16 protein-coding genes are annotated in these 23,884 nt (G+C 34.4%); 8 read left to right on the plus strand and 8 right to left on the minus strand.

Translation table 11 applies throughout. The annotated features are described in order from the left end of the window. Window positions 1–672 precede the first annotated feature (672 nt). Window positions 673–861, plus strand: coding sequence for a hypothetical protein (locus AA089_RS20425; RefSeq protein ID WP_046758867.1), 189 nt, complete (start codon window positions 673–675; stop codon window positions 859–861). Between the two features lie 103 nt (window positions 862–964). Continuing rightward, window positions 965–3,142, plus strand: a complete 2,178-nt coding sequence (locus AA089_RS20430; protein ID WP_053002610.1) for a prolyl oligopeptidase family serine peptidase — start codon at window positions 965–967, stop codon at window positions 3,140–3,142. A gap of 144 nt (window positions 3,143–3,286) precedes the next feature. Here the strand turns inward: AA089_RS20430 and AA089_RS20435 are convergent, their stop codons facing one another. Both AA089_RS20435 and AA089_RS20440 read right to left on the minus strand, forming a co-directional pair. Further along, complete coding sequence (locus tag AA089_RS20435; protein WP_046758868.1) at window positions 3,287–4,696, minus strand: DUF5689 domain-containing protein; 1,410 nt, start codon at window positions 4,694–4,696, stop codon at window positions 3,287–3,289. A gap of 155 nt (window positions 4,697–4,851) precedes the next feature. Continuing rightward, a complete protein-coding gene (locus tag AA089_RS20440; RefSeq protein WP_046758869.1) occupies window positions 4,852–7,656 on the minus strand; it encodes a TonB-dependent receptor in 2,805 nt (934 codons plus the stop codon). A 138-nt stretch (window positions 7,657–7,794) separates the two neighbouring features. Between AA089_RS20440 and AA089_RS20445 the strand changes: the two genes are divergently transcribed. Beyond that, window positions 7,795–8,841, plus strand: coding sequence for an endonuclease/exonuclease/phosphatase family protein (locus AA089_RS20445; protein ID WP_046758870.1), 1,047 nt, complete (start codon window positions 7,795–7,797; stop codon window positions 8,839–8,841). Between the two features lie 1,166 nt (window positions 8,842–10,007). Here AA089_RS20445 and AA089_RS20450 read toward each other — a convergent pair. The 6 genes from AA089_RS20450 to AA089_RS20475 all read right to left on the minus strand — a co-directional run bounded on the left by AA089_RS20450 (window position 10,008) and on the right by AA089_RS20475 (window position 18,165). Then, window positions 10,008–10,448: a hypothetical protein gene (locus AA089_RS20450; RefSeq protein WP_046758871.1), complete on the minus strand. Its 441-nt coding sequence runs from the start codon at window positions 10,446–10,448 to the stop codon at window positions 10,008–10,010. 145 nt (window positions 10,449–10,593) lie between these two features. Beyond that, window positions 10,594–13,323, minus strand: coding sequence for a TonB-dependent receptor (locus AA089_RS20455; RefSeq protein WP_046758872.1), 2,730 nt, complete (start codon window positions 13,321–13,323; stop codon window positions 10,594–10,596). A gap of 156 nt (window positions 13,324–13,479) precedes the next feature. After that, on the minus strand, window positions 13,480–15,123 hold the full coding sequence (pgi, locus tag AA089_RS20460) for a glucose-6-phosphate isomerase (protein ID WP_046758873.1): 1,644 nt from the start codon (window positions 15,121–15,123) through the stop codon (window positions 13,480–13,482). 5 nt (window positions 15,124–15,128) lie between these two features. Further along, on the minus strand, window positions 15,129–16,418 hold the full coding sequence (locus AA089_RS20465; RefSeq protein ID WP_046758874.1) for a peptidoglycan DD-metalloendopeptidase family protein: 1,290 nt from the start codon (window positions 16,416–16,418) through the stop codon (window positions 15,129–15,131). Beyond that, complete coding sequence (locus AA089_RS20470) at window positions 16,415–17,380, minus strand: tryptophan 2,3-dioxygenase family protein (protein ID WP_046758875.1); 966 nt, start codon at window positions 17,378–17,380, stop codon at window positions 16,415–16,417. Before AA089_RS20470 ends, AA089_RS20465 begins: the two co-directional genes overlap by 4 nt. Window positions 17,381–17,388: 8 nt before the next feature. After that, window positions 17,389–18,165 (minus strand): DUF3108 domain-containing protein, encoded by a 777-nt coding sequence (locus tag AA089_RS20475; RefSeq protein WP_046758876.1) that lies wholly within the window; start codon window positions 18,163–18,165, stop codon window positions 17,389–17,391. Window positions 18,166–18,559: 394 nt separating this feature from the next. Between AA089_RS20475 and AA089_RS20480 the strand changes: the two genes are divergently transcribed. From AA089_RS20480 to AA089_RS20500, 5 genes are all read left to right on the plus strand, one after another. After that, complete coding sequence (locus tag AA089_RS20480) at window positions 18,560–20,287, plus strand: response regulator transcription factor (RefSeq protein WP_046758877.1); 1,728 nt, start codon at window positions 18,560–18,562, stop codon at window positions 20,285–20,287. Between the two features lie 101 nt (window positions 20,288–20,388). Further along, entirely contained in the window at window positions 20,389–21,225 is an 837-nt protein-coding gene (locus AA089_RS20485; RefSeq protein ID WP_046758878.1) for a T9SS type A sorting domain-containing protein, read from the plus strand. A 74-nt stretch (window positions 21,226–21,299) separates the two neighbouring features. Continuing rightward, entirely contained in the window at window positions 21,300–22,148 is an 849-nt protein-coding gene (locus AA089_RS20490) for a T9SS type A sorting domain-containing protein (RefSeq protein ID WP_046758879.1), read from the plus strand. 210 nt (window positions 22,149–22,358) lie between these two features. Further along, window positions 22,359–22,982: a hypothetical protein gene (locus AA089_RS20495; RefSeq protein WP_046758880.1), complete on the plus strand. Its 624-nt coding sequence runs from the start codon at window positions 22,359–22,361 to the stop codon at window positions 22,980–22,982. 106 nt (window positions 22,983–23,088) lie between these two features. Continuing rightward, window positions 23,089–23,331: a hypothetical protein gene (locus AA089_RS20500; RefSeq protein ID WP_046758881.1), complete on the plus strand. Its 243-nt coding sequence runs from the start codon at window positions 23,089–23,091 to the stop codon at window positions 23,329–23,331. Window positions 23,332–23,884 lie beyond the last annotated feature (553 nt).

The following is a 23,884-nucleotide window of genomic DNA, read 5'->3' on the forward strand; positions in this document are numbered from 1 at the left end:
TGTAAAATAGCATAGCCAGCTACTTGCATGGCTTTTTTTAACCAAAATTGATTTCGATTAGTAGCCATATTACTAACAAAATCAATCTAATGAAATCAAATAATACGTACTTATTCATAATCATACTTTTAGAGTCTATATTAATCCTCATTGTTGTTATCATATTCATACGAATGTTTTTAAAACTAAAACAAAAGCCGAAGTTTAAAAATGAATTGGACAACGAAATTGAAAAGGAACTTCGTGATAATTCTGAATTCTGAATTATTCCTAAATACTCCCCAAAAGAACTATACGGACAAAACTTTTTCATCAAACCAAAAGGTTTTCACAAAGTAATTGTTCAGGCTTTAAAATTTTTATTTCTTAAAAAGTCATTTAGTGGAAAATTGAATCCACTAATGGAAGCTTATTTAAAAAAATAAACCTAAAAATTGGACCAACTGCTATGGGTCAATAACTACTTTTTTGACCAATTTTCACGAAAAAACAAGCTTTTTTACCTCAAAACTGTTAAAGGAATGTGAAAATCATAAATAGAAAATAACTGTTTGATATTCAATTAATTACAAACAAATTTTGAGAATGATATTTATAAATACCACGAAAAACCATTAAAATCGGGTGTTTTTTTGCTATACATTTACTTCATAATCGCAAAACAAAAACACCATGAAAACTTTAAAAAACTTTACTCAAAAATTAAACTTAAACAGTTCTAAAATTGCTAACCTTTCACACACACATACATTAAAAGGAGGTTTGCTTCCTGTAACAGGTGCATGTGCACAAGCACAAAGTAGACCAACAAATACTTTTACAGCATTGTGTGGACAAGATACTGTAGACACACAAATATAAAAACAACAATTCTTTTTTTTCATTATAAAATGCTATCTCGAAAGCTGTGTAAAATTTCGATTTAGCATTTTGTATTTTAACTAAAAAACATACTACCTACCTCATGAAACGTACGTTTCTTTTCCTCCTTTTAAGTGTATTATGCTTGCAATGCGTTGACCCAATCATTGAAAAGCCTTCACTTGCTCCTGAAAAATCTACAACAAATACCTATTTCAACAAAACAATTACAGATCCGTATCAGTATCTAGAAAACCTTTCGGATACAACCGTACTCAACTGGTTGGCTGAACAAAATGAATATACCAATAACACACTGCAACAAATTTCTGGTCGTACAGCATTGCTTCAAAAAATAGAAACCTATGACAATTTGCGCTCAGAAACGATTTATGATTTAAAAACCGTATCGCCAAACGCTTATTACTATTTAAAAACATCGCCTGATCACGTAGCAAATATTTTGTGCTTTAGAGCAGGAATCACGGGAAAAGAAGTTGAAATTTTCAATTCTAAAAATTACAAACCAACGACACATCATAATTATATTATCAACTATTTTCAGTCGAGCTGGAATGGTAAAAAGATCGCAATCAGCTTTACTAAAAATGATGAAGAAATTTCAGAAGTTGCTGTTTTTGATTTGGAAACGAAACAACTTCATGACGAAATTATTGATCATTGTTGGCCATCTGAATTAGGTGGAATCAATTGGCTTCCCAACGATTCAGGCTTTGTATATACACATATTCCTGAAATTGATACCAAGTCGCCCAATTATATTTTAAATACGTCAGCAGTAGTGTATTACTTGGGTACAAATCCGAAAAAGACAAAAACATTATTTTCCAAAGCATCACATCCGCACTTAGGTTTACAAGCTGCGGATTTTCCTATGATTCATATTTTTGGGAAAGATCAAAAATACATCTTCGGTCGTGTTGGAGGTATTGGATTTAAAGATTATTACTATGCTTCTATTACCGATTTGGAAAAAGATACGGTACATTGGATGCCTTTTTTTAAGAAAAAACACAAAGTAACGAAGTTTATTCCTGTACAGGACGAAGTTTACTATGTTACAGCGCATGAAGCTGCTAATTTTAGAATTTGCAAAACGAATTTACAACAACTCAATTTTGACAATCCAACAGAAATTATTGCTGAAGATCCACAACAAACATTGAACGATTTTACCATTACTAACAAAGGATTGTTTTACACCAAAACAAAAAACGGTGTTTTTCCAAGCTTATATCAAGTACAAAACAACGTTACTACGCAAATATCGTTACCAAAAGCTACGGGAAACATTCGTATGTCTGCTATTGGACCAAACTTTGCCGATTTGTGGATTGAAACCGAAAGCTGGATTACACATAAAAACAGGTATCGCTATCAACACGAAATAAAGACGTTTAAGCAAGAAAACCTGACTCCAGTTGTAGATTATAAGGAATTGGAAGATGTCGTCATAGAAGAGATAGAAATTACTTCTCACGACGGTACACGAGTTCCGCTATCGATCATTTACAAAAAAGGCATGAAAAAAGATGGGAAAAATCGTATGTTACTGAATGGTTATGGTTCATATAATTGGATTAATACGCCAAAGTTATATCCGTATTTATTGTATTGGTTGGGCGAAGGCGGCATGTATGCAGTTGCGCATGTACGCGGTGGTGGCGAAAAAGGAGCAACATGGCACAAAGCAGGATTTAAAACAACAAAAACCAATACTTGGAAAGATTTTATTGCCTGTACCGAATATTTGATTGATGAAAAGTACACATCAGCTGACCGATTTGCCGTTTGGGGCGGAAGTGCTGGCGGAATTAATATCGGTAGAGCTGTAACCGAGCGACCAGATTTGTACGCTGCCGTAGTTATTCGCGTAGGATTGTTGAATACAGTGCGCTCAGAGATTGCTCCCAATGGTCAAAACAATGTAAAAGAATTTGGCACCGTACAAAATGCCGCTGAGTTTGAAGCTTTGTTCGCTATGGACGCGTATCATCATGTGAAAAAAGAAACAGCTTATCCCGCGATGTTATTAACGGCTGGTTTGCGTGATTCAAGAGTGGCGGCTTGGCAACCTGCAAAGTTTGCCGCACGCGTACAAGCCAGTACTACAACAGATAATCCGGTGTTACTAGCGGTAAATTTTACCGAAGGACATGGTTTTGACCGTTCTGGAAAGAGCAAACGCAATGAACTTGCGGATATTATTTCTTTTTTGTTGTGGCAAACAGGAAGTGAGAAGTATGTGCTAGAAAATTAAAAGAGTAGAGAATTCAATGATTTAATGTTTTGTGTTTTGTGTTTTGTACTAATAAAATACCTTTCTAAACATCCAATAATCCAAATAAAAAAAGAGCGCTAGGAATAGCGCTCTTTTTTTATAATTTATGATGTTTCAAGAATCTTACATTCCTGTTACTTTGATATCGTCAATGTGGTAACGTGTTTCAGCGCCACCGTCAGCTCCTAAATATTTGAAAGCTACGTGTACATCTCCACTTAAACAAGAGATATTTAATTCAGAAGATACGAAACTACCAAATCCGCCTCCACCAACTGGAATGTTAGCGTTTAATAGTGTCCATTCTGTTGTTGTTGGATCACCTGTATAGTTTTCAGTAATGAATGCTTCTAACACGGTTCCTGTTTCAAAGTTTGCAGAAATTTCAAAAGATAATTCTTCTTGCGTAGTACCATCTAAGTTGATTGCTGGTGTTACTAACCAAGCTTCTAATGGACTTTCTCCTGTTCCGAAAGCAGAAATTTTCATGTATCTGTCTCCACTAAATGAACTGTCTTCGTAACGCTCAGAACCTCCTGAAACATTTACGTTTGTCCATCCTAAAGCATCTAATTGCGCTTCGTTAGTGATTGCTTGGAAATCTTCTTCAAAAATAGTTGTTGCCGTAGAAACTGGTCCAGTACAATCCAATACATCAGGATCACAACGTACAGTTTCAGTAAAGTTGATATCCGCTAAAGTACTGATTACTAAAACATTTGCATCATCTCCGAAATCTCTTGTAAAGATTCCTTGGATAGATCCTTTGTTTTCGTCAATTGTTAATGATTTGAAATCAGCAAATGTGCTTGTTTGTAAGGCAATGATTCCACCATCTACACATTCTTCAAGGTTTCTAAATCCGTCAAAACTATCAGAAGCTTCTCCAGCGTATGATAATCCGATAGTATTTAAGCTAAACTGAACATCATTTAATTGAATTAATGTGTTTTCATCTGCTTCAGTTAATTCGCCAACAGTAGTTACTTTTGGTGTAATTTGAGCTACTTCAGTTCCACGAACTACGAAATCTTCTAATTCAAATGGTTGAATTTGATCGATGTCGTTTCCGTTAGGTTTTCCGATAGCGTATACTCCATTTTCTAAACCGATCGCTAAACCGTTCATTTTGATGTATACTTTTCTACCAAATTCGTAACTATTGAATAATGCTGCTTGGTTGATATCCACACGGAATCCTAATCTTGGGTCTGCATCTGTTGAAGAACCGTCTTTTTTGTTCTGGATTACTAATTCTTCAAAGAAGTTTCCTGCTTTGTCATTAGATACCACATATCCTTCAATGATAATTTCTGCTTCATCAAGGGCAATTTCTGCAATATCGTCTCCATTTGCTACAGCTTGTTGGTATCTTCCAACCATATTATTAAAAGTAGCATTTGCTGTTAATCCTGGATCAACTGTAGTTGTTCCGTTTGGAATTGCAAATTCATCATCTTGAACACAAGAAGTAATAACTAATCCCATAGTTCCTAAGACAGCTATTAAACTAAAAATTTTATTTGCTTTCATCTGTTTATTTTTATTATTTTTTTATCTCTCAGATAGAACATCCATTGAACCACATGTTGTGTGACTAAATTTTAGATATGGATGTTTCATTTGTTCGATTTTATTTTTTGCTGCGCAACATTAAAGATACGCAATCTTTTATTTTTTTGTTTTGTTTAGAATCTAAAATATACGTTTAAGAAATATGTTCTTCCTCTACCGTACCAGTATCTGTTTCCAAATACTCTTGTTTCTAATGCAGAGTCATCTCTTAATTCTCTGAAGTTAGCATTTCTTCCTTGCTCAAATCCTCCAGTGATAAATTCTTTGTCAAATACGTTGTTGATACTTGCAAAGAAACCTACGAAATAGTCTCCTAATTTCCATGATTTTCCTCCAACAAGATTTACCAACATGTAATCGTCAAATTGTTCTTGTCTTAGTAATTCACGTGCCAATTCTGGATCGTAATCATTAAAAACTTGACCGTCAAAATCCGTGTAGAAGTTACTACTTCTCTGTAATGGACTTACGTCGATGTATGCATTAGAGAAGAAGTTACTTGTAGCTCCAAACCACCAGTAATCTGGATCTCTATATTCGAAACCTAAAGAGAATGCTCTTTGTGGTCCACCAGCAATTCTATAATCTTTTAAGGCTACTTCTCCGAAGTCTAATTTTCCATCTACGAATCCTGCTGCACGTGTTTGAATGTTGTCTTCAGACGTTACAAATAAGTTAGGATTGTTGTCATATGTGTATTGACCTAATGAAGCAACACCTTTCAGTTTTATCGTTGAAGTCGCTTGTACTTCAATTCCTAGTTCTCCACCAAGATGTCTTTTATCCACACCTTGTAATATTTCCTGAACAAATGCTTGATTGTCTCCACCAATTCCGTCTGCGAAGAAGAAAGAGATTTCGTTAGCATCTTCCATTTTTGTGTAGTATCCTGTTAATCTAGCTTTTACGATCGGAGATCTATAGATGTAACTTGCATCAAAAGAAGTAATTTTTTCTTCTGTGATGTCTGGAACGATATTGTTATTTTCTCTAGAGTTAGAGAATGTATTACGAATTGATGGTGCTTTTGTGATATAACCTCCATTGAAATCAAATAAGTGACGTCCTGTTAGTTTGTATGTTAATCCACCTTTTACTCCAATACCTGTGAATGATAATTTTTCTCCTTTTCCAAAAGAATTGGTTGGGAAACCACCATTTCTGTAAAGTCCTTCACGTTGGTATGTTGTGTTTTTAACGCTACCTGATACGAAGAAATCTACTTTTTTGTATTTGAATTGTGCTTGTGCAAAACCTCCAACAGTGTTTGATCTGATTTCGAAGTTGTAACGAAAACGGTCACCTTCGGTAACAACTCTGTTTGGATTGTTTAGATCGTTTTGAACGGCTCCTGGCTCAAGTACTAAATCACTTGCAAAAGGATCTACATCTAAATATCCTCTTCCACCAAGTAAATCTGTTAATTCTGCAAAGTTTTCAGATACTAACGAAGTAAAGTTTACGCCTGCGTTGATTGTAATATGATCGTTAACCGTTGAGTTTAAGATAGTGTTTGCTGTAAACTGTCTGTCATCAGATCTATCTTCATATACAATATTGATTGCATTTCCACCTGCGACTAAGTTGTTTTGGTTAGCTCTGTATAAAGCTGCCCAATCAATTTGTCCGCCTTCAATGAATGCTTGTTGCGCTCCAAAAGCTAATGCAGGATTATCTGGATTGTTTCTAGCAAAGAAACTCGGTAATTTTTGGTAGTATGTTGGACTTGGGTTTAGCCCGTTTCCAATTGGAAATCCGCTTACATCTAAGTCTGTTCCTCCAAAGTCTAAACGACTTCTTCCTTGCTCTCCAAATTGATATGCTACGTTTGTATTTAAAGTAGTGTTTTCAGAAATATCCCAGTAATGGTTTAACATTAAGATAGGTTCATCTACTCTACGAACTCTTGAGTTACGCTTTTCTCCATCTTGGTATCCCCAGAAATCGTTGTATCTAATTCCTTTAAGGTCGTAAACTTCTTGTGTATTTGCAGAAGATTGTCCTCTTCTGTTAGGTGCATAGATTCCTGTGAAGTTAAGGCTATGCTTGTCATTTATTTTCTTTTCAACTGAAATTAATAAAGAATTTGCATCGTAGAAAGTACCGTCGTTAAAACCTTCATCTCCCCATCTTCTTCCTGCAGAAATTGTATATGCCCATCCACTTTCAAGTAAACCAGAAGAATATGATGCCATAATTCTGTTGGTATAACTTCTATCTGATGATGAATACGTTACTCTACCACCTTCTCTGTACTGAGAAGCTCTTGTGTTAATGTTTGTTGTTCCTAAAATTCCTCCAAATGTATAATCTGAAGCTGTTAATCCGTTTGTAAGTTCTTGATTTCTTACCACATCATTCAATCCTCCCCAGTTACTCCATTGTGGTCTTCCATTGAACTGTTTGTTCATTTCGATACCATTGATAAGTACTGTTCCGTTTTCTGAATCTAGTCCTCTTACTCTGAAGAAGGTAGCTCCAAATTCAAAAGCCGCAGTTCGCAAGTAGATATCTCTGGATGATTGTAGTAATCCTGAGATGTTGTCTGCTGCTGTTGAATCATCATTTAGTTCGTCATCGGTCAATGATATTAAGGTAACATCTTCCTCTACGAACCTCTTTAATAAAATGACACCCAAATCGAGTGTTTGACCATCTATAACAGTCACTTTCATTCTTAAAACTGAGTATCCATCTTTCGTAAAGACAATATCGGCTTCTCCCGCGGATATATCAGTTATTTTAAAGTTTCCGGCTGCGTCCGTTGTAACTTCTTTTGTGTTATAACGTGCAACTGAAACCACAACATTTTGAATTGCATCATCCGTATTGGCATCAACTACTTTACCCGTAATTGAGTTTTGTCCACTGACAAACCAAACCGATAGCAACCCAAATAAAAAAATAAGTTTTTTCATACTGTAATTTGCAATTAATTATTATTTAAGTTTAAAAAATCTTTAATAACGACGGGCAAATGTACATTATTTATAATTAATAACTACTTTTGGTCTATCTTTTGCATAGATAATTTAAGATAACATAACATTGACTGAATGAAAAATTTAAAATCCCTAGTCATACTTACTGTTTTACTAGTGTTTACCCAAGCTTGGGCACAGAAAAAAAAGCAGTTTAAAGTACAAACAATTGCCTTTTATAACGTAGAAAACCTCTTTGATACAATCAACGATCCGTTGAAGGACGACGAGAAGAGTCCTATTATGGAAATACAAGGAAATCGAGCTAGAGTATATGAAGATAAGATATCGAAATTAGCCAGAGTTATTTCTGACATAGGCTACGATGTTGCTAAAACTACACCAGCTATTTTGGGTGTTGCCGAGATAGAAAATAAACAAGTGCTGGAAGATTTGATAAATCATCCAAAGTTGAAAGATTCTGATTATGGAATTATCCATTTTGATTCTCCTGACAAACGTGGAATTGATGTTGGATTGATTTATAAACAAGGTATTTTTCAACCACATAGTTTTTCTAAACATCCGCTATATATTTATGATGGTGATCGACGCATTTACACAAGAGATCAGTTATTGGTTTCTGGTGTGTTAGATGGTGAAGAAGTACATATTATTGTAAATCACTGGCCATCACGTAGAGGTGGAGAAGCTAGAAGTAGACCAAAACGTGTAAAAGCTGCTGAGTTGAATAAACGCATTATTGATTCGCTACAAGATATTGATAAGAAAGCAAAGATTTTTACAATGGGCGACATGAACGATGATCCTTTTAATGTAAGTATGAAGGAAGTGTTGAAAACGAAAGATGATCGTAAAGAAGCTAATGGAAAAGATTTGTTTAATCCGATGGAAGGTATGGCAAAGAGTGGAAATGGAACTTTAGCGTATAGAGATGGTTGGAATTTGTTTGATCAGATTATTTTTACTGCGTCTTTATTAGAGAAAGATTTTTCAGAATATCGTTATTATAAAGCTGGAATTTATAATAAGACTTATTTATCTAATAAGCGTGGACGTTATAAAGGATATCCATTTAGAAGTTTTTCAGGAAGTTCGTATACAGGTGGTTATAGTGATCATTTCCCAGTGTATGTACATTTGATTAAAGAAGTGAAGTAGATTGTTTTGCTGTTAGATCTTAGCTCTTAGGTCTTGGGTCTTAGGTCTTAGGTCTTAGGTCTTAGGTAAGAAATAAAATAAAGTATAAAAAAATCCTTATCGTAGCTGATAAGGATTTTTTTTTGTATCCAACTGTCATTCCTGTGAAGACAGGAATCTAGTGAAATTTACTAAAGATTCCGTAACAAGTACGGAATGACAAGAGCTTGAAAATGTGATTATTCTAGAATCGTATTTTGAAAAAGCATAGGAAATCAACTGTCATTCCTGTGAAGACAGGAATCTAATACAACTTCCTAATGATTGCGTAACAAGTATGGAATGACAAGAGCTTGAAAAGTAGTGATTATTTGAGAATCGTATTTTGAAAAAGAAGCATTGGAAATCAACTGTCATTCCTGTGAAGACAGGAATCTAGATGTAACTCTTTCTAAAGATTCCGTAACAAGTACGGAATGACAAGAGCTTGAAAAGTAGTGATTATTTGAGAAACGTATTTTGAAAAAGCATAGGAGATCAACTGTCATTCCTGTGAAAACAGGAATCTAATACAACTTCCTAAAGATTCCGTAGCAAGTATGGAATGACAACATATAGATATAAAAAAATCCTTGTCGTAGTTGATAAGGATTTTTTTTGTTTAGTATTGAGGTTTTAGTATTGAGAATTGAGACAAGTTAATTTAGCCTGTACGTTTTCGAAGTACTAGGTTTTAAATAAGTACGCGTTGCAGAAGGAAGTTCTAAATATCCAATACTACTTTTTTAGTCCTGATTGCAGTGGCATCCTTTTTTTGCTTTGCTATATGGCAAAAAAAGATATAACGGAAAGCGGGAAATAACTCTAAATAGACGTTAGACCGATTTGCTGTTAGAATTGAGATATTAGATTTGTTTTGTATGTCAATTTTAAAGTTGGGAAACTTATTTTAATGTGAATGGATTCCGTAACAAGTATGGAATGACAAGAGCTTGAAAAGTAGTGATTATTTGAGAATTGTATTTTGAGAAAGCATAGGAAATCAACTGTCATTCCTGTGAAGACAGGAATCTAGTACAACTTCTAAAGATTCCGTAACAAGTATTTAATGACAACATATAGATATAAAAAAATCCTTATCGTAGCTGATAAGGATTTTTTATTTGTGTTTTGTATGTATGTGCGACTTATAGTCCTAACCATTGATTCCAAGGGATTCTTGATAGAATGAGTAGTAAACCTAATCCGTAGAAAATGGCAATTTTACCAAAAGCACGCTTGTCTGTTTCTTGTTTTTTATGTTTAGACCAACCAATTGTAATGAGAATGATAGCAAGAATTCCAACGAAAGGATGCTCTAACGCGAGCAAACGTTCTGCTGAAGTCATTCCGCCCATTCCACGTGATGAAATGATGTTCATTCCATTTGGAGATACGAAATACAAGATTAATCCGATGAGTAATTGCAAGTGTGTAAAGATTAAAGCGAAAAGTGAAATACGTAAATCTTTAGCGGTAAATTTTTTACCCGAAGTAAATCCTATGGTAGCGTTTGCTACGGCTACAATTAGTATTAGGAGCACAAAGTATGCCCAATAGGAATGCAGCATTTGTATGGTACTGTACATATGTTTAGTTTTAGTTGATAGACAAAGGTACTTATTTTTTTGATTGTGTTCTTATTTTTACTGTAGAACTCACTATTGCTTTTTGAGAAAAAAAAAGTCTCACATTGCTGTGAGACTTTCTTATGTACTGTATTGTTTTTGTTTCTTAGAACGTATAACGTAAGCTAAAGTTCCAAGTTCTTCCAAATCCGAAGAATGCTTTGTTTGCAGTGTTGATTCCGTCAAATGTATCATCTCCTGGATCAGCAAATATGTTTGTTTGTGATTCAGCGATGTATGTAGTGTTGAATAAGTTGTTGATGTTCAATCTGAAGTTGATTGTTTTATCTTTTTCTTTTCCAACTAACCATTTGTAAGATACACCACCATCAAATAAGTTGTATGCTGGTAATTGTAATGAACCTTGGTTGTCTTCTTCATCGAAATCTTCTGCTCTAATGTCAGCGTATAAATCGTCTGCTCTAAATCCTGAGATATCAAACTTTAAGTTTTCAACTGGCTCTACAATCATTGCTAAACGCATTGTTGTTTGTGCAGCGTTTCCAACTTTTACATCGTCTAAGAATAATGTGTTTTCTCCAACAATAGTGTTATCGTTTGTATCAAATGCAGGTCCAGAAACTGATCCTCCATATTCCCAGTTCCCTACAGAAGCCATACCTCTGAATGTTAACATGTCAATTGGCTTGTATGTGAATTCTAATTCAACTCCTGAGTGAATTTGCTCAACACCTACTAAGCTAGAACGACCTTGTACTTCTTCCATTGGATCAGCTGGATCAGGGAATGTTCCGAATACTTGAATAAATCTATCTTTCCAAGAAGTTCTGTATAAGTTAAGGTTTACGTTTAATTTTTCAGACTTGTATCCGTATCCTAATTCAACTCCAAATACTTTTTCGTTTCTGTAATCTTCATTTACTACGTTTTCAAAGTCAAGAAAAACAGCATCAAATAAAGGTTGTTTTGAGTAATAACCAGCATTACCAAATACGTTGTGGTTTTCATCGATGTTGTAGTTCAATCCACCTTTGATGGTTCCACCTAAGATGTTTTCCCAGTCAGTACGTTGTCCGTCTGCAACTGCTACTTGGAATAAGTCTTCTCTACTAAATCCTTGGTTAGAACCAGAGAACTGTACGAATGCAGACACATCATCTTTTTTGTATTCTAACTGACCAAAGATTCCTAACCAACGAACGTATCCGATGTTATAGTAGTCAATTTTATCTTCGTTATCGATGTCTTTGAAAACATTTACGATAGAAGAGAACTCAGAAGAGTACGTACTTGTTAATACTCTGTTAGGATTGTTTACGTCAGAATCATCTCTGTAAGCATCAGCTCCTAATAAGTTGTCTAATCTTCTGTAGTGGAAACCTTTATATGATCTAGCATCGAAACCAACATCTAACGTTAAGTTTTCGTTGATTTTTGTGTTTAAGTTTGCTAATAAACCAAACCAGTTGTGTGAGTTAATAGAAGCTCTTCTTGAGATACCATTGTCTCTACTGTCGTTAATGAATAAACCGTTTTCTTGGTCTGTTCTTTGGTATACGTTACCATCAGAGAACGTTACTGCGTTACCACTGTTGTATTGTACGATTTTGTCCCAAAGTACTTCTCCATTTGTCTGATCTCTAAAGATAGAGCTAGATGCGAAGTTGAATCCTGGTAATCTTCCGATATCTCCAGTTCCACCACCACGACCGAAAGAAGCGTATCCTACAGTAGATAATTTTGTGTCATCAGAAATATTCCAATCCCAGTTTATAGATAATACTGGCTTGTGGTAGAAGTTTCTTCTCCAGTTGAATTCTTCACCATTTAATGTACCATGGTTGAAGTTATATTTGTCTCCAAATTGTAAGTATTGTCCAATTGTTGCTGCGTTAAAGAAACTTGTTGTTCTTTGGTTGTGAACCTGTGGCGCACCTGTTGCAGTAAATTGAATATCGTGTACTCTATCTTCGTCAGTCCATCCAAATCCTAAGAAATAGTTGTATCCTTCAAAAGCAGTTCCGTTAATATATCCGTCTCCAGCAGTTCTACTTAATAATCCAGAAAAAGCGAATCCGTTTTCCATTCTACCTGTAGAATACGAAGCAATAGTTTTAAGATAGTTATCGTTACCTAAAGTAGTTCCAACAAATCCACCTTCGTTTCTATCGGTAGTTTTTGTTACAATGTTTAATGTACCACCTACAGAAGAGATTGCCAATTTAGAAGAACCTAAACCTCTTTGTACCTGAATTGCAGAAGCAACATCCGCTAAACCAGTCCAGTTACTCCAGAATACACGACCATTTTCCATATCGTTTACAGGAACACCATTTACTAATACTGCTGTGTTAACTTGGTCAAATCCACGAATGTTGATTCTTGAATCTCCAAATCCACCACCAGATTTAGTAGCGTATACAGAAGGTGTTGCGTTTAATAATTCAGGAAGTTCTTGGTTACCCAATCTTTCTACAATTTCTTCAGCTTTAATAGTAGAAACAGCCACAGGAGTTTCACGCTCTTTTGCGATATCAACTACACCAACGATTACTACCTCATCTAAAGAATTGTCAGAAACTAAAGTAATGTTTCCTAAATCTTTTGTTCCGCCCGTTACGTTGAATGTAACAGTTTTTGTTGTAAAACCTACAAAAGATATTTCAATTTCTCCAGTAGCATTTTTTACATTTAATTTAAATTTCCCATCAAAGTCGGTTGATGTTCCATTTTTTGTTCCCTTTACAACTACACTTGCACCTGGTAATGGGCCATCAGCCTCTACTATAGTACCTGTAATAGTTCCTTGAGAAAAAGCAGCTGATGTTACTAAAAACATCGCTACGACTAGAAACAAGTTGTGAATTGTTTTCATAAATTTTATTAGTTTATTTAATGCCGCAAAAATCGTATATATTATGCATGCATATATTAAGCGAATGTTAAATGTTTTAACATTTTTTCAAATTTACACTTTTAACGTATTTGATTGTTTTGCAGCGAATTAAGATATAAACCGAATTATTAACATTTATTTTCGCTTTTCTTTGAAGAATTCTAAAAGATTGGTCGTAGAACTGTCATGTTTGGCAATTTCACTGTTGTTAATGTCTGTTAAAATTTTAGTTGCGAGTTGTTTTCCGAGTTCAACTCCCCATTGGTCATAACTATAGATATTCCAGATGACACCTTGTACAAATATTTTGTGTTCGTACAGTGCAATTAACGCTCCTAAACTTTCAGGTGTAAGCTTGTCTATTAAGATGGTATTTGTTGGTTTGTTTCCTTCAAATATTTTATATGGAAGTAGTTTTTCAATTTCAGAAGCTTCCATTCCTTTCGCAGTGAGTTCGGCAATGACTTCTTCTTTGGTTTTTCCTTGCAATAAAGCTTCCGTTTGTGCAAAAAAGTTTGCCATTAGTTTTTCATGATGATCTTCATTGTTCTTTAATGAATGAACATATCCAATAAAATCTGCAGGAATTAACTTGGTTCCTTGATGAATGAGTTGAAAGAATGCGTGTTGCGAATTCGTCCCTGGTTCTCCCCAAATGAGTGTTCCCGTTTGGTAATTGACACGATTTCCTTGTCTGTCTACACTTTTACCGTTGCTTTCCATGATTCCTTGTTGTAGATATGCCGAAAAACGATGTAAGTATTGTGTGTATGGAATAATTGCTTCACTTTCTGCTCCATGGAAATTGTTATACCATATACTTAATAAGGCCAACACAACTGGAATGTTTTGATCAAATGGAGTCGTTTTAAAATGCACGTCCATATCATGCGCACCCGCCAAGAGCTTGTCAAAGTTTTCATATCCTGTAGCCAAACTGATCGATAAACCTACAGCGCTCCATAATGAGAAACGTCCGCCAACCCAATTCCACATAGGAAATACGTTTTCAGAAGCAATTCCAAATTCATTTATTTTTTTCAAATTGGTAGAAACTGCCACAAAGTGTTTTGCCACAGCTTCCTCAGTAGCATGCGATAGAAACCATTTGCGAATTGTCATCGCATTGGTCAAGGTTTCTTGTGTGGTAAAGGTTTTGGAAACAATGACAAATAATGTCGTTTCAGGATCTAGCTTTTTGATGACTTCTTGCACATGATCGCCATCAACATTAGAAACAAAGTGTACATTTAAATGGTTTTTGTAGTGCTGCAAAGCTTCTGTAACCATTGCTGGACCAAGATCAGAACCACCAATTCCTATGTTTACAACATCTGTAAATGCTTTTCCTGTATGTCCTTTTTTATCTCCAGAAATGATGGCTTCTGAAAATTGTTTGATCTTCTTTTTGACTTCATATACTTCCGGAATGATGTTTTTTCCAGCTACATGAACCGTTGCCGTTTCTTTTTCGCGCAAAGCGGTATGCAACACAGCTCTTCCTTCAGTTTCATTGATCTTATCGCCATCAAAGTATTTTGCAATATTTTCTTTTAAATTGACCTCTTCTGCTAATGCTAACAATAAGTCCATTGTTTTTTGCGAAATGCTATTTTTAGAATAGTCTACGTAAAAGTCTTTCCATTTGATAGTGAATCGATTGGCTCTTTCTGCATCTTCGTTAAAGTATTCTTTTAGCGCAAACGATTTCGTTGCATGGAAATGCTCCTGAAGTTGATTCCAAACTTCAGTTTCTGTAGGGTTTATGTTTGTTAACATGAGTTTTAGTTTATTGCAGTTATTGGTGCTTGTTCTATAGTATATTCTTTGAGCGGCACGCCTTGGATTCCGTCTAATTGAACTTTTAACGGTTGTATGTGTTTTAGGTATGATTCTTTGAGTTTTGCATCAATTGGATCCGCGTCAGGTAGTTTTTGTTTGAACGGATCTACTTGTTTTCCATTTTTCCAAAAACGGTAACATACATGTGGTCCCGATGTGTTTCCTGTCATTCCAACCCAACCAATTACATCGCCTTGTTTTACAAAATCGCCCACTTTTACTTTACGCTTTTTCATGTGTAAGTATTGCGTAGTGTAGGTACTGTTGTGTTTTACTTTTACGTAGTTTCCGTTTCCGCCTCTACGGGCAGATTCTACAACGACGCCATTTGCTGTTGAAATGATTGGTGTTCCACGTGGCGCTGCAAAGTCGGTTCCTTTGTGTGGACGAATTCGGTTTCCGTAGAGTTTGATACGTCTTCGTAAGTTGTACCGTGATGAAATGCGCACATTTTTGAAAACTACTGGTGCTTTTAGAAAGGCACGACGTAAGTTTTTGGCATTTTCATCGTAGTAATCCACAATTTGTTTTACGCTATCTGTTTCAAATTCAAAGGCATAAAACGGTTCGTTATTGTGTTTAAAGAATGCCGCTTTTATTCTGTCAATTCCCACGAAAGTGGTATCGTTTATATATTTTTCAGTAAAGATCAGTTTGTATTGATCGCCTTTTTGCAAACGGAAGAAGTCAATAGTCCATGCGTAAATATCAGACATGTCACCTACCAACTTTTGGCTTAATCCAGCTTCGTCAATAGCTCCAGATAGTGAACTTGTGATAACGCCCGACGTTTCTTTTTCAACAATTTTTACAGGTTTACTTTCCGTATACGCATTGATAGAATCTTTAAATTTTATTACCACGTAGTCAATACTATTTGGCTGATAGATGAAACATTCTGGTCTGTTGAGCGAATCGCCTTTTGTACAAAGTAACGTATAAGGTTTTCCAGCTACTAACCTGCGAATGTCAAATGTATCTTTTGTTTTTTCGGCTATTTGGAAGATTTTGGAGTAGCCAATGTTGTTTTTTTGTAAAATTTCGCCAAAACTATCTCCGTTTCGCACGGTATCTTTTACAACTATGTAGTCGTTTAAGTGAAACCCAAACTCCATCGGATCAGGAGCTGGCACTTCTATTTGCGCAGTTTCTTTTGTTTCTTCTTTGGTTTCTTTGCATGCGTTGAAACCTATTAATACTAGTGTCAGTAGTAAAATTTTCCCTATTCTCATTGTTTCCTTTCTGTGTTGAAGATATGGTCTACCCATTCTTTTCCCCAATCATTTTTTTCATTTTCGCTCCAAATTTCAGGAAAAAAGATCACTTTTTGAAAACTTGGCGGTAAATATTCTCTCCAATTTGTTCCACCAGTGGCTTCAATGGTCTTTTTTTCGCGTCGCAAATAACGATATGCTGAGCCCATATGCATTAATGGCCAGTTGACATTTGCATTGAGATCTAAGCTTTTTAATGCCGAAATGACGTTTTTGTTTTGTTTTATGTCTTCAGGCAACGCTAAATAACGATGATATATTGTACTTGTTTGCACTTCATTGGCAATTCGCATGAAACGTGGTGTATATCGGTATTCGAATTGTTTCAGTGTGAGTGTTTTTTCGCCCGTTTTGCTATCCGTTGCACCTTTTTTCCAATAGATGTTTTCGTATAATTCGTCTAATGTATTTTTTGATGAAAATTGATCACGAACCGTATGATGTACTAAATTTTCAAGTGGTGTGGAATATAATTCAATCATTCTGTATTGTGCAGATTGAAAACCGCTAGCTGGTAACAACGACATTCGGTAGTTTAGAAATTGTTTTCTTTCCATACCATTGATCATGATTTCGAAAGAAGATATTAACGCCTTTAAGTAGTTGTTGATTCTTTGTACGCGTTGTATAAAAAATTCAGCTGTTTGATCTTTGTCATCAATGATTTGTTTTTGCTCATGAATGATGAGTTTAAAATACAATTCTGTGATTTGATGATACATGATGAAGATTTCTTCATCGGGAAAAAACGTGCGTGGTATTTGTAAGCTGAGTAAGGTGTCTAAGTGAATGTAATCCCAATAGGTAAGATATCTTTGGTATAATAAGCCGTCAAGATACGAGCCTAAGTCTTGCCCAGAATTTGTGTATTTCTTGTCTAATTTTTCAATTCGTTCCGCAATTTCTGGTGGAATTTCCATATACTTTTTTAATCTACTATTATTGTAAAAGGATGTTTTAAACCTTTGAACGCATCTAAATCTGCCTTTAAGGAACCTACCATTAGTTTTGCTTTGATAGAAATTGGCACTTTGTTTTCGTCGTCAGAAACCCATAAAGTCAAACTTTCATTTTCTTTGAAAACACGCCCAGCTTGTACATACGGTCTAAATATAAGACACGGAACTTTTCCAAATTTTGTACGCTTGTTTTCTCTTCCTAAGAATTTTAGCTTGAATTTGAAATTTTCTTTATCAAAAAACATGTTTAGTACAATTTCATCTCCTTCTTTTATGTCTGAAATGTCATAGTTGTTTCGCAAGTAGTAAAATGCCGAAACCATGTCTTGCACATCTTTTTCAATGTTATATTCCTTTTTTGTATTGTGCTTTTTGTTATTAACAAGCGCTTTTTGCTTTTGGTAATTAAAGTCTATTTCAATGTCTTTTGTATGTCCGCCTTCGTCAATTTTTCGGATAAATTTGTACGGCTTCCCAGTTTCTTTGTCAAAGTAGCTTTCGTAGTTATCATTTACTTTGAAAAACCAACTTGCAAATCCTGTTGTTTTTCCTTTACCAACAACATGAAATACATTTTTTCCATTGAGGTATTCGTCTTTGACTTCCAAAGTAGCATAACTTGCATTTATGATTCCGTAATGAATTCTAAATTTGAACCATTCGCCAGATTTGAATGCTGAATCTTTATTTTGTGCTTGCAGTGCTACACATAGTAGCAAAAATAGTATAGTAAGTGTACGTTTCATGTTCGATGTAAAGGTGTGTAAAAATAATAAAATTCGTATTACTTTTTGTTAATTTATTGTTGTAACGCAATTACTATTCCAAAAAAAAGTTCAGAAACTGACTTTTGATGGCAATTTGCGCATTACTTTTTTACTTTTTTCCAAATTCATCCGTTTAAATTATAGGGAATTTATATGTATGTCAAGGTTTATTTATATATAATTTTTAACGTAGCTAACTGGCAAATTTCCATTTTTAGTATATTATTTTGTAACTAAATACGTGAATGTAGCACCAATATCATATATAATTTTATATTGTATATTTCTGATTAATTTACGAGCCGACTTCTTACAATCTAATGCTATGATAACAAGAAACTACCAAAAATCAATAATTACTCAGCTTAAAACTTTGTTTTTATTAACGTTCTACACGTCCGTCTTTTTCTTCCATAATGTAACTGCTCAAAATCAAGAAAATATTGCCGATTCCCTAATTTCTAAAGAAATGCGATTGTTCATTTTAACCTCTGATGCTACAGATAAAATTGAAGAACGCATTCAAAACACTTTTGACATAGAAAAAGATACAATGCTTGGCTTGGCATATTGCGAAACGTATTTGGAAAGAGGAAAAGAGAAGGAAAATTATGAGATTCAGTATTTTGCTGGTGTCCGAATGACCTACATGTATTATTCCATGTCTAACTATGACAAAGCGATACAATATGGAAGCTTATCTGTAAAAGCTGCCGATAAATTGAAAGATACACTTGGTGGCATTTCGAGTAATTTACTGTTGGGAAGTTCATTGTATGTTATTGGAAATTATGATGATGCGCTTGTTTCATATTTGGCGGCGAAAGAATTATCAAATCATATGGAAGGTTCGCAGTATGAGGTTGCTTGCCTGATCAATATTTCGAATGCACGTTTAAAGTTGCGCCAATTTGATGAAGCCTTGAAAGGTTTTAATGAAGTTTTGAGCACTATTAAAACGAAAGATAGTACTACATTTTCAGGCTACAACGAAACGTATTTAAGCGCCATGCTGAGCAAAGGATTGAGTCTTTCCGAATTGGAGAGACTTGAAGAAGCCGAAAAAATTTACAATACAGGAATTTCATATAGCAAAGCAACTAAAAATAAAAAGTACGAGGCTTTTTTCAATATCAATTTGGGGAATATTTATTACTTGAGAGACAAATATCATAAATCGCTTGGCTTTTTACAGGAAGGAAGAGCAATGTTGCGTGATTTTAGTGATTTGGAAAATAATAAATTTATTGCCGATTATTTTATTGCCCGAAACTATTTTAAACTCGAAAAATATGACGAAGCGCTCAAACTGATTGATGCAAATTTTGAACGCATCGGCGATAATACCAATACTGACAAAACGAAGGAAATGTATCAATTAGCGATTGATATTTCTAAAATTCAAGAAAACAAAGAGCAAGAATTATTCTATTTAAAAAAACAAAGCGAAGTTGCCGAAGCCAAAAGCAAAAAAAGATTGCTCGCTAGAGAGTTATTGTATAAAAACGATATCAAAGATATTACTATTGAAAATGAGAAACTCAAAGATGAAAAAGCGAAAACACAGGTAGATAAAAGCATCATTTTAACTGTTTCCATTATTTTGGTTTCACTCATATTATTTATCTTTTTGTCGTATCATCGAAAAACCAAGCAGAAGGAACAAAAGTTTTTGGCAATTATTGAAGATATTTCAAAGAATAAAGAACTTGAAACAACTCAAAAAGTATCTCAGGTTTCAAATATTAAAGACGAAAAAGCAAAAGCAATTTTAGAGCAACTTCACGAATTAGAAAGTACACATTTTTACCTTTCTCAAGACGTTACTTTGCATTCTACCGCAAAATTACTCAATACCAATACTACTTATTTATCAAAAGCGTTAAACGCTGTTGAAAACAAATCGTTTAGTCAATACCTCAACAAACTCAGAATTGATTATGTGTTGGTAAAGCTAAAAGAAGATGCCGTATTTCGATCGTATACCATTCATGCAATTTCTACCGAAATAGGATATAAAAGTGCTACGACCTTTATTAAAGAGTTTAAAAATAAAACTGGATTGAATCCTTCGTACTATATTAAGAAAATTGAGGATTAATGCGGGTTTTTTATTTAAATTTATAAATATGAACAGTTACCTTTTGTAGTGAACATTTAAATATTCATACTTTACTGAGTATAACTTAAAACTCTTTTATTATGAATTTGAAAAGCTACACACTGACTGCATTGTGTTTATTTTTTATGTTAAAAATAAACGCACAAGCTACCGATTACTCTCCCGATGTGATGAATAAAATTGATTTGACCCTTTTGGTAGAAGATTCAGTATCGGGACAAAAATTTAGTTTACTTGCCGATGATTTTCATTATGTGCAAATATTGCATTTTGTAAACTACAACGTGCGACTAAATTACCAATCGCAAGAGGATACAACCCATTATTTCAGAATTCGATGCATTTTTGAAGATGTAACGCTTTCCAGCCCATCACACACTACAAGTTTGGTAGATCCATTGATGTTGGGTGCGACAGCTCCTGTGATTATTCCTCCTGTAAAGAAGAAGAAAAAAAGGCAAGTAGTAGACTCAGAACCAATTTATCCGTATTTGGCTAAAATTATTTACCGTATGTATCCAAAAAGATACAGAGTTACTATTGAATTGTTGCAATATGAAACGGAACAAGATTATTTAGACAATACTGGAACTACCGAAGTAAAGGCTACAAAAGTAATCTTTTTAGATACGCTGAGACATTCTAGTGATAGATCATCAATAGTAGCGTATCCAAATCCAACTGTTGACTATTTATATATTCGACAAACAGATCTTGCCGCTGTGAATGAACCGCTACAGATTGTTATTTATAGTGATAAAGGTGCTAAAATGAGTCAACATACATTGACCAATAAAAGTACCACTCCTACCGAAGCTTTATACGATGTAAATACTTCACATTTACCAAATGGCACATACTACGTACATCTTACTCATGGAGGAAAAACGGAAGTTAAAACCATTATAAAAAAATAATCATTTATTAATCGCTACTAAAAGCCATCTACATGATTTTAATTTAGATGGCTTTTTTTTAAAAATATACTCTTATGAAATTACATATTATTACCTTGTCAATACTGTTCTTATTGTTTACTGGAACCAGCAACGCACAAGCAATTTATCAACATTCTAGTGATATTGCACCGATTACCTTATCTGTTAGAGACGTTCAAGGCGGTCAAAGATTTACGTTAGAAACAGACAGTATTCAATATTTTACGCCAGGCAACAATTACAATTTTAAACTTTATCTCAACCATGAATCTGAAGTTCGTGATATTGCATATTTTAGATTCTACTACTCGTTTGATATTCCTAATTTTATTGGAACTCCTGCAAATTTGCAAATATATATGCTAGGAACAACGGTTCCTGTGATTATTCCACCTGTGAAGAAAAGCATTGCAGGCGAACCTAGATCTTACGGTAGTCAATATCCTTTTACATTGACAAGTTTAGTTCCTTTGTTTCCAGAAAATTATGAGGTTACACTGACCTTGTGTAAATATAATACGTATCAAGATTATGTTGCAAATAATAGCAACTGCACGGAAAGTTTTTCTATGACGTATCAATTGAGACAACTTTCGACTTTAAGTCCGTTGGAAAATCAGGCTTCTCGCGTTACTACTTATCCAAATCCTACTACCGATCAAGTTATTATTGCGTATGAAGCTAAAAATTCAGACAGTACACCAAAACAACAAGCGCCAATTCAGCTTACTATTTTTAATAAGGAAGGAACAACGGTTGGCGAACACACTATAGTGAAATCGCACACAAAAGAAAATAGTGTGTTTTATAAATTTGATGCTTCACGTTTGGCAAAAGGAATGTACTTCTTTAAAATTGAAGATGGAAAAAATACTGTTGTCAAAACTATAGTAAAACAGTAGCAAAACCAACCGCCGACATATAACCATCTGTAGGACTTCTGTAGATGGTTTTTTTGTGAATACGCGCTACATTTCCACAAATTTATAAATCTGAAAATACTTCGTTTGTTTTGAGGAAAGGTGCTACATACCTTTGAATTGTCTTGATCGAGATAGGTGGCATCCGAAAAACCTCAACAGAGTAGGAATCATCAAAAAACTTTATCCATTATGAAAAAACTCATGTTAAAACCACATCATTTTATTCTTGTCCTATTATTGGTTGTAGGATCATTAGTTACAATTGGTTGTCAATCGGAAGCTGTTGACAATGAAGAAGAAATACAAATTGAATCCACTACAAGCAAACGTGCTTTAGATCCAGACATTCCGTATACTCCTGACTTTAGTCCGCCAAATATTCCAAATCCTCCAATGATTGATGAACATTGTGTAGTGAGACTTGCCTATTTATCATATTCAGAAAGATGTCCTGAAAATGCCAATGTTGTTAATTACTGGATTGGTGTGTTGCGGACGCGCGGTTTTGAAGGTTTAGCGGTAGGATTTATTACAGCTCCAGGAAATTTACAAAGATGGGATCACCGATATCGATCTTTTTTGCATAGAAACAATATCACAAGTTATCAAATTAGCAAAACGGTATACATAGCCTATAGAGGACTTTTACTAAGAGAACCAGATGTAAATGGTGGTGCATATTGGACGAATATTGAAAGATCCTCAGGACTTATTAATGTTGCACGCGGTATTGGAAATTCTCCTGAGTTTAATAGAAGATTAAGCCGAATTTCTACAGAATGTAACAATGCGGCAAATCGATGTACGTTTTAAATTTCTTTTTTTCAATTATCTATATATCAAATTACGAACAGTTTTTTTAATTACAAGCGGAATCCGAAAAGCTTATAGAGTAGGAATCATTTAATAGTTATCAATCATGAAAAAACAAAAAATTCAAAAGTTAGGAATCAAAAAATCTACGGTTTCCAAACTAACACAAGCGCAACTAAACGGAGGAGGAACGCATACATGTCACGGACATTCGTGTTGCCCAACAGAAGCAGTAACCTGTGCAAATACCTGTGCAAATACGTGTCCTGCTAATTGTGGACTTTCCGTAGGTTGTACTACAGGATCAGGACCAACTAGATTTTGTCCAACCATACAATTACCTGTTTAATACGAACTAAGATTGAATCATTTTTGAAAAGGCTGTCCATACGTTTGGCAGTCTTTTCTGTTTCATAAATGTTTGCTAAATAGGATATAAAAAAAATAAGCCCGATCATACGACCGAGCTCTTTTTTTTAACCAACCAAAACTTTAAATTATGAAAATCTTTTGTTTAAAGTGCAAAAGGAAACCACTCGCTTTTGCACTGCAAATATAAAACGACATTATTTATTATGCAAGCATAGTATTTTACTTTAACAATATTTTTACATTTACAACCGTAGTTCGTCGATGAATTTTATTGAATGTTTAATAAAAAATGGTTTTTAATATAAAATCTTCAATATTTTTTCAGATTCCACTAAAATGAAGGTATAAAAAAAGCCCGATCGTGAGATCGAGCTTTTCTTTATTTATTAACCAACCAAAACTTTAAATTATGAAAATTTCTCTTCTTAAAGTTGCAAAAGGAAACCACTCGCTTTTGCATTGCAAATATAGAACGAGAATTTTGTTATGCAAGCATAGCATTTTACTTTAACAGTATTTTTATGATCACA

Source organism: Kordia jejudonensis (assembly GCF_001005315.1).
Classification (GTDB): Bacteria; Bacteroidota; Bacteroidia; order Flavobacteriales; family Flavobacteriaceae; genus Kordia; species Kordia jejudonensis.